This window comes from Kitasatospora sp. NPDC087861, assembly GCF_044742585.1.
Classification (GTDB): domain Bacteria; phylum Actinomycetota; class Actinomycetes; order Streptomycetales; family Streptomycetaceae; genus Kitasatospora.
In genome coordinates this window covers 1-6760 of the sequence record NZ_JBIUUS010000085.1, presented here as the reverse complement: position 1 = coordinate 6760, position 6760 = coordinate 1, and the positions used below count along the sequence as shown (strand labels likewise).

The window sequence follows — 6760 nt, the reverse complement described above, 5'->3', positions numbered from 1 at the left end:
CAGCCGGACGGGCGTAGACCATCCGGCCTACGCCCACCAGGAAGATCAACAGCTAGGCCAACCGGGTGCCGTACACCTAGATCGTGATAGTCCCCCCAAATTTGGGTGACCGCTACCAGGGGCAGGAACCAGTGCCTGGGCCTACTCCGGTTCCGGTGCGAAGAGTGGGTCCTGGACGGGGCTGGGGGCCTGGGCGTAGACGGGGGCGTTCTGCTGGCGGTAGCGGAGGTGGTCGGCGACCGTCCACCCCAGCCACTCCCAGTCAGGCAAAAGCCGGTGGGGGCGGCTGGTGGTGTAGAGCGACGCTTCGCTACGCCCGATGGCGCTGGCGGCGGCCCTCGTCGTGCCGTCGATCAGGAGCATTTCGGAGCGGACCTGGTGGAGCGTGCTGTCGCCGTGGAGCCAGATGCCGCTCGTCGGCAGGGCCGGCGTGGTGAGCACGGCGAGACGGTGGATGTCTCCCCACCCCGGGTGGAGCCCGCCGGGGCGCACCCAGAGGGAGGCACCGGGGCGGATGTCGCCGGGGCCGGTGGGAATGTGGCTGGGGTGGTGGGGTCGTGGGCTGGTACGCCGTCGTGGTTTGGGCGGGTAGTAGTGGCTCGGCGGGTAGTTGGGGTTGGCCTGGTGGTAGGCGTGCAGTTCCTCGGCGAGGGCGGCGAGCTGGTCGGTGTGTGTGTAGCAGATGGGGCCGATGTGCCAGCGGCGGGGCAGTTTGAGGTCGTGGTACGTGGGGGCGCCGCACTGGCAGGTGCCGCTCTGGATGTAGGGCTGAGCGGTATCGCAGGGCCAGGGGGTCTGGCAGGTGCGGCAGGTCCAGCCCGCGGCGCTGCTGGGCAGGTGTTCGTCGGGCAGGTAGATGGGGCGCATTGGCCAGTGTCTGCTCGTTTCGGGGATGGCGGGCTCCGGTGGTCTCGCTCGGGCGGAGTGGAGTCGTGGCGGAACGGGTGCAGGCCCCGGGGCCGGGTCGGCTCCGGGGCCTGCACGGGTGTTGATCAGAACGGGCGGCCGTCGCAGCCCTCGTAGCCGTCCAGGCGTTGTGCCTCAGGGGCGGCTTCTGCCAGGGCGGCGGCGGCCAAGCCGAAGCCGGCGTCCAGCGTGGCCCGGTCGTACGCCTGGTCAGCGTCCGTCATCATCTGCTCGCGGGCGGTCCTGATCGCCTCGGCGGCCTTGATGGCGTTGGGGCGGGCGGGCGCGGAGGTGGTGGCGAGCACGAAGAGTTCGATCTCCAGGTCGTTGAGCTTCAGCGGGGTGTCCTGCTGCCTCGCGGCAGCAAGGGCGGAAGCGGCGGCCGCGTGGCCGATCGTGAGCATGGCTCCTCCTGGGTGAGGTGGTGTTCGGTGTGTTCCGGGGTCGTCCGGGTCGCGGTGCCGCCGCGCCTCGGGGTGTTGTTGGCTGCCATAGGTGCTTAGGGGAGCTATGCGTCGCAGACCGTGCAGACGACTCGGCCTCGGGGGCGGTCGGTGGCTGCGGTGGCGAGCTGGGCGAGGCCGTGCAATGCGGTCCAGGCCCGGCCGGGGCGATCCGGGATGAGGCAAGAGACCTGCACCTCGAGTCGGCGGTCGCCGACCTCCGGCCAGCCCAGTCACAGCTCCTGGCCGCAAGCGGCCAGGGTGCCGGCCCTGAGCTCGTGCCCCTTCGGATGGTGCGGTAGGTGGGGAGGGCCGGCCGAGGGAGCGTCAGCCCCGGGTCGGGCGGCTCGATGCCGCCCGACCCGGCCTGGCGCGCCGGGCAGCGGGGGCTGGCCCGGCGTACTGAGCCCGCCCCCGCACCTTGCGGACCTACTCAGCCAGGGCCTTCGCGACGGCGATACGGATGGCTCGCGCCTGACCGGGAACGAGCTTGCTCCAATCCCCTCCGATGGACTCCAGCGCCACCGTCTCAAGGAAGGCACAGCGGTGCAGCGCCGCGCCGGTCAGGTTCTGCTGGCCAGCGACCAGGTACCCGTAGTAGCGAGCGGTCAGGAAGCTGTCGCTGGTGCCGTCCAACTCCTCGGACGGGCTGCGGTCCTCGGCGGCAGCCTCAGCGGCGATCTTCTCGCACAGAGCCTGCAGGGCGGGGTGGTCGAGCTCGATGGCGGGGGTGGTGGACATGTCGTCTCCCTGGTGGGTGTGTTTCGGAGTTCCGGGCACCGGTGCCAACCGGCGCCCTGCCGGGGTAGAACCTAGCCCGACATGAAGAAAATTACCAGCTTTAGACCATCTTGTCGAGAGTGAGCGGTCACGACCGGCGTAATTCCCCTGGTGTCGGACCCGCTATGCTCGGTGGTACAGACTGGCATCTCCTTCCTGGGGAGGTCGGTGTGTTTCGGGACCGGTGGCCGCGCCAGCCTGCCGCACTTGTGCGGGGGGTCCGCCTTATGGCGGGTGGCCACCGGTTTTTTGCGCGCTCGGCCCGCTCGCCTGCGGGGTGCGGGACGGCGTTGATCGCGCCGCCCCGCCCGGGCCGTCTTACTCGCTGGACCCCTCGTCGGTGAGGTCGCCGTCCAGCTCCGCCTCGTCGTCGGTGAGGTCGCCGTCCAGCTCCAGCTCCGCCTCGTCGTCCTTCGCCTGGGCCGCCGCTCGGGCCGCTTCCTTGGCCGCGACCTCGGCGGCCTGCTGTCGGGCCGTCTCCAGCGTCTCCTCCTCGATCTCGCTGAGGGTGTAGCCGCAGTGCTTGGCCAGGAATTCGATCCACTGGACGACTGCGCGGTCGATGGTGTTGCGCCAGGCTCCGTCGTGCATGTACTGCCGCTCGCAGTGGGCGGCGACCTGGGCGAAAAGGATGGTCCATCGGCGCTGCTTGCCGGTACGGGCGATCAGGTCGCCGAAGGGGTCCTGGCGTCCGTAGCGGGGATCCCTGCCCGACTTCGGCTCGGCGCTGAGGAACTGCGCCATCATGTCGGTGTTGGCGGCGCACCCGCTGCTGATGATGGAGAGGATCTGCGTCCAGATTTCGGAGGATGCCTCGCCCTTACGGGCGCAGATCTGCTTGATGAAGTCGTGCCGCACCGTGCGGGCGGACCTCCACGCGGCGTTGTAGGCCTTCACCTGCCTGAGCTCGGAGTTGTCCGCGACCGGCTTCGGCGCCTCGGGCATCTGGTGCCGGTTGGCTTTCCAGTCCGCGCACAGCGGCACCGGCTCGCCGGAGGGGTCGATCGCCACCGCGCGCCCGGGGCAGTCCTGGGCGTGCCGCTCGGCGTCGAGGGGCTTGCCCAGGGAGCCGAGCAGGCCGGCTACCGGACGGGCCGCGACCTGCGTCCAGTCCGAGCGCCAGTCGAGCACGGTCAGCCCGGCTTCGCGAAGCTGCTCCCGGAGCTGGGCGAGCTTGGCGCGTTCGGTCAGCTCGTCGCGGAGCTTCTGCAGCGTGTGGTTCCAGCGTCCGCGATCGGCGCCCCCGGACCGCTGGTCCCAGTACCTCGCGGTCGAGAGCTCGGAGATCGCGTCGGGGTGCTCCTTGACGGTCTCCAGGTCGGCCAGTTCGAGGAGGTCGAAGTCGCGGTCCACGCCCCGCTTCAGGGTGGCGTCGTCGAGCTGGGATGCCTGGGCGGCGGCGTCCAGCTCCTGCTCCGTCAGGCCCATCGCTCGGGCCTGGCGCTTGCGCTTCGTCCTCGTGCCCCCCTTCATCAGCGCGAGCTGCTGGGCGGCCTCGATGTAGTCGAGCGTGCTGGCGTCCTCGCGGTGCCGGTTCTCGACCACGCTCAGCACCAGGGCGTCGTCGTCGGCGTCGGCCAGATCGTCCCGCACGATGGCGGGGACCTTCCAGGGCTGCCCGGCGGCCTTGCGGGCCGGGGCGGCCAGTTGCGCGGCCTTGTTGCGGCGCTGGCCGAAGATGATGCCGAGCGTGCCGTCGGGCTGCGGGCGGAGCAGGAGGGGCGTCTGGACGCCGAACTCTTCGACGCTGGCGATCAGTTCGAGGTTGGGCTCGGTGGTGTCGTCCTCGTCCTCTCCGTCGGATCGCTTCTTGCGGTGGTTGAACGGGTCCACCACGAGGACGAACGGGTCGGCCCAGACGAAGCGGCCCGCCCCGGCGCCGGCGTCGGGGTCCTGCTCTTCCTCCGGGTGGTGGTCGCTGTCGAGCACCTCGGCTCGCAGCTCCTCGTAGGCCGTGCGCTGGATCTCCTCGGCCTCGCCGTCCGCAAGGGCCGCCGACTGGTACTCGGTGACGGTGTCGGTCACGTTCATGCCTCTCGTTCGTGGTGAGCGGTGCGTTTCGGTCGGGGGCGGCGCGGCCAGCGCCGCCCCCGGATGTCGGAAGCAACCCCCTCCGACAAAGACAACATTACCAGCAAAAGACCGTTTTTGGAAGTGTCAGACGGTCCTTGAGCTGCCGTTTTCGCGCTGCTTGGTTCCTCGCGGCCGGGCGGTCGACTCGTCGACCGCCCGGCCGCGCCGCCTCAGCCCTCGCTGGGGCGGGCGATCGTGATCACCGGCTCGCCGCAGTCGCCGGGGCCGATCGTCGCCACCAGGATGACGCGCTGAGCCTTGACACTGGAGCCGTCACAGGGGATGCGGAACAGCTCCACGGTCAGCCGGTTGCCGCGCGGGCGGGCGGAGCTGCAGGCGGCGCCGATCGCCCGGCTCGTCATCAGCAGGAGGTCCCACTCGCGCTGCACCTCGCCCTGCCGCAGGGCCTCGGTGCCGGGGGCGTCCCGCCACGCGATGCACTCCCGGAACACGGCATCGGTGTAGGCGACTGGCGCGGGAAAGCCCCCGAGAGTCGCGACCAGCTGCGGGTCGGCCTCGATCAGGTAGCCGTCGGCGATGGCCTGGGCGCGAGTGTAGGTGGTGGTCATGGTGGTTGCCTTTCGGGTTGGTTGGTGTGTTCCGGGCCTCCGGGACGGTTGCCGACCGCCCGTCCGGGGCTTGTCGTCCGGGGGGCCTTGCCCCCTTCCGACAAAGACAACAATACCAGAGTTAGCCCTGAATGCAAGACCTGAAGGGCTCCTGACCAGCACTTTTCACCCGAATGCCAAGATCATTTCCAGGGCCGTCCCACCCCCGGAACCCCCCTCCCAGTCAGCCCGCCGTGACCCCAACCCCCGAAGGCCGGCACCCCGCTGACCAACCCTCACCACCCGACCGCGACACCGAGCACCACCACGGCCACCCCCGCGAACCGTCAGATCGGCGACGCTGCTGCGCCCCAGCACCCGCCACGACGACGACCAGCCACCTGCGCTGGGACCAACTGCCCAGGGAGGGCCGCGAGGCCCGAGTGGTGAACGCGGGAGCTTGCGAGCGCGTTCAGGGCAGGCGGTAGCGCATGTCCAGCCCGCGCAGGGCTGGTGGGGGGTGCGGGGGGAGGCGCCCCCCGCAGGGGTAGGCGGGTCCAGCGCCGCCGGGCGCTGGCGGCCTGCCGGGGCCGGTCCCGGCACCGGCGCGAAGCGCCGGTCTCACTGACCCGCGCGCTGCGGCCACCCGGAGGCACGCGGCCGTCGTTCGTCCTGCTCAGCCACCCAACGGCCGGCGCACCGCCGCCGCCACCCGACCGGTCGGCGCACCCGGCCGCAGCGGTTCCGGCGACGGCTCCCGTTCGCGGGGGGCGCCGCGCTGCGCCCCCCGCGAACGCAGACCCGGCCGCGCCTGGTCGGGCGCGGCCGGGTCTGGGGTCAGCTGCAGAATGCGGCGATCTCGCGGACCAGGTCCAGGGCGTCGAGGTCGCAGGTGCAGTTGTGGTCGTTCATGTGATCGGGGTCGCTCGCGAGATCGTTGATCTCGACCGCCCGCTCGAGCAGGGCTGCTAGGACTGCCTGTCGGTCGGCGGACTGAGTCGCGGCCGGGCGGATCGCCTGGCTGGAGTCGTTCTGCATCGTCTCTCCTGTGGGGGTGTTTCGGGTGGGCCGGGGCGGCGCGGCCAGCGCGCCCGAGGATGGGTCAGAAGTCGGCGGTGTGGAGGGCACCGGGGAAGGTCGCCACGTGGTACAGCAACTGGTCGGCGGCCAGGGCCAGCTCCTGACCGGCCAGTCCTCCGAACTCGCTGATGTGATCTGCGTAGGCCTCGCCGACGGCGAGGAAGGCGACTTCCCGAGCGTCGAACCGGTCGGCGGCGTCCACGTGGACAATCTCGGGCCCGAGCAGACTGTGCGTGTCGCCCCAGTCCAGGACGACCGTGTAAAACCTGCGTTCCTGTTCGGCGGTCTTCTCGCGGCGGGCGGCGGTGAGGAGGTTGATGAGCCTGCGGATCATGTTCTTGCTCCTTCGGTGGTGTGCTTCGGGTGGCCGGGGGCGGCGCGGCCAGCGCCGCCCCCGGGTGGGGTGGTCAGAAGTCCATGGAGTTGGTGGCGTGCTGGACCCCGGGGAAGGTGCACACGCGGCGGAACACCTGGGTGGCGGCCAGGATCAGCTCTTCGCCGTCCAGTCCCTGGAACTCGGCGACCTGGCTGGCGTAGGCGCGGGCGGCCTGGAGGTAGGCGGCCCAGACGGCGGCCAGCGGGGTGGCGGCGCGGACGTGGACCACCTCGACCGCGTAGTCCTGGTAGGCCTCGGGCATCCAGTCCAGGACGACGGTGTAGGGCTTGAGCCCGCCGGTCGCGGCCGCCGCGCGCTTCCGGGCTCGGATGGCCTTGAAGGTCTCGATGAAGGTGCGGAGCATGGTGGTTGCCTTTCGGGTTGGTTGGTGTGTTCCGGGCCTCCGGGGCGGTTGCCGACCGCATCTCCGGGGCTTGTCGTCCGGGGGGCTCCCGCCCTCCCCTTCCGACAAAGACAACAATACCAGAATTAGCCAGGAAAGCAAGACCTGAAAGGGCCCTGACCAGCACTTTTCACCCGAATGACAAGATCAT

At 70.7% G+C, this 6760-nt stretch carries 8 protein-coding genes; all 8 read right to left on the bottom strand.

Going from position 1 to position 6760, the window contains the following annotated elements:
* Positions 1 to 141 precede the first annotated feature (141 nt).
* Positions 142 to 867, bottom strand: a complete 726-nt coding sequence (locus ACIOJE_RS40970; RefSeq protein WP_280685812.1) for a hypothetical protein — start codon at positions 865 to 867, stop codon at positions 142 to 144.
* 125 nt (positions 868 to 992) lie between these two features.
* Positions 993 to 1310 carry a hypothetical protein gene (locus tag ACIOJE_RS40965; RefSeq protein ID WP_280685811.1) on the bottom strand — a complete coding sequence of 106 codons (318 nt, stop codon included), beginning with the start codon at positions 1308 to 1310 and terminating at the stop codon, positions 993 to 995.
* Positions 1311 to 1778: 468 nt separating this feature from the next.
* Positions 1779 to 2090, bottom strand: coding sequence for a hypothetical protein (locus tag ACIOJE_RS40960; protein ID WP_280685810.1), 312 nt, complete (start codon positions 2088 to 2090; stop codon positions 1779 to 1781).
* Positions 2091 to 2447: 357 nt separating this feature from the next.
* Entirely contained in the window at positions 2448 to 4160 is a 1713-nt protein-coding gene (locus ACIOJE_RS40955; RefSeq protein ID WP_280685809.1) for a ParB/RepB/Spo0J family partition protein, read from the bottom strand.
* A gap of 212 nt (positions 4161 to 4372) precedes the next feature.
* Positions 4373 to 4771: a DUF6573 family protein gene (locus tag ACIOJE_RS40950; RefSeq protein ID WP_400783757.1), complete on the bottom strand. Its 399-nt coding sequence runs from the start codon at positions 4769 to 4771 to the stop codon at positions 4373 to 4375.
* Positions 4772 to 5587: 816 nt separating this feature from the next.
* Entirely contained in the window at positions 5588 to 5788 is a 201-nt protein-coding gene (locus ACIOJE_RS40945) for a hypothetical protein (protein WP_280685807.1), read from the bottom strand.
* A gap of 64 nt (positions 5789 to 5852) precedes the next feature.
* Positions 5853 to 6164, bottom strand: coding sequence for a hypothetical protein (locus ACIOJE_RS40940; RefSeq protein WP_280685806.1), 312 nt, complete (start codon positions 6162 to 6164; stop codon positions 5853 to 5855).
* A gap of 73 nt (positions 6165 to 6237) precedes the next feature.
* Positions 6238 to 6570: a hypothetical protein gene (locus ACIOJE_RS40935; protein WP_280685805.1), complete on the bottom strand. Its 333-nt coding sequence runs from the start codon at positions 6568 to 6570 to the stop codon at positions 6238 to 6240.
* Positions 6571 to 6760 lie beyond the last annotated feature (190 nt).

Coding starts and splice junctions, on each gene's coding strand:
- ACIOJE_RS40940 (WP_280685806.1), bottom strand. CDS start 6,164: ATGATCCGCAGGCTCATCAACCTCCTCACCGCCGCCCGCCGCGAGAAG.
- ACIOJE_RS40955 (WP_280685809.1), bottom strand. CDS start 4,160: ATGAACGTGACCGACACCGTCACCGAGTACCAGTCGGCGGCCCTTGCG.
- ACIOJE_RS40960 (WP_280685810.1), bottom strand. CDS start 2,090: ATGTCCACCACCCCCGCCATCGAGCTCGACCACCCCGCCCTGCAGGCT.
- ACIOJE_RS40945 (WP_280685807.1), bottom strand. CDS start 5,788: ATGCAGAACGACTCCAGCCAGGCGATCCGCCCGGCCGCGACTCAGTCC.
- ACIOJE_RS40965 (WP_280685811.1), bottom strand. CDS start 1,310: ATGCTCACGATCGGCCACGCGGCCGCCGCTTCCGCCCTTGCTGCCGCG.
- ACIOJE_RS40950 (WP_400783757.1), bottom strand. CDS start 4,771: ATGACCACCACCTACACTCGCGCCCAGGCCATCGCCGACGGCTACCTG.
- ACIOJE_RS40935 (WP_280685805.1), bottom strand. CDS start 6,570: ATGCTCCGCACCTTCATCGAGACCTTCAAGGCCATCCGAGCCCGGAAG.
- ACIOJE_RS40970 (WP_280685812.1), bottom strand. CDS start 867: ATGCGCCCCATCTACCTGCCCGACGAACACCTGCCCAGCAGCGCCGCG.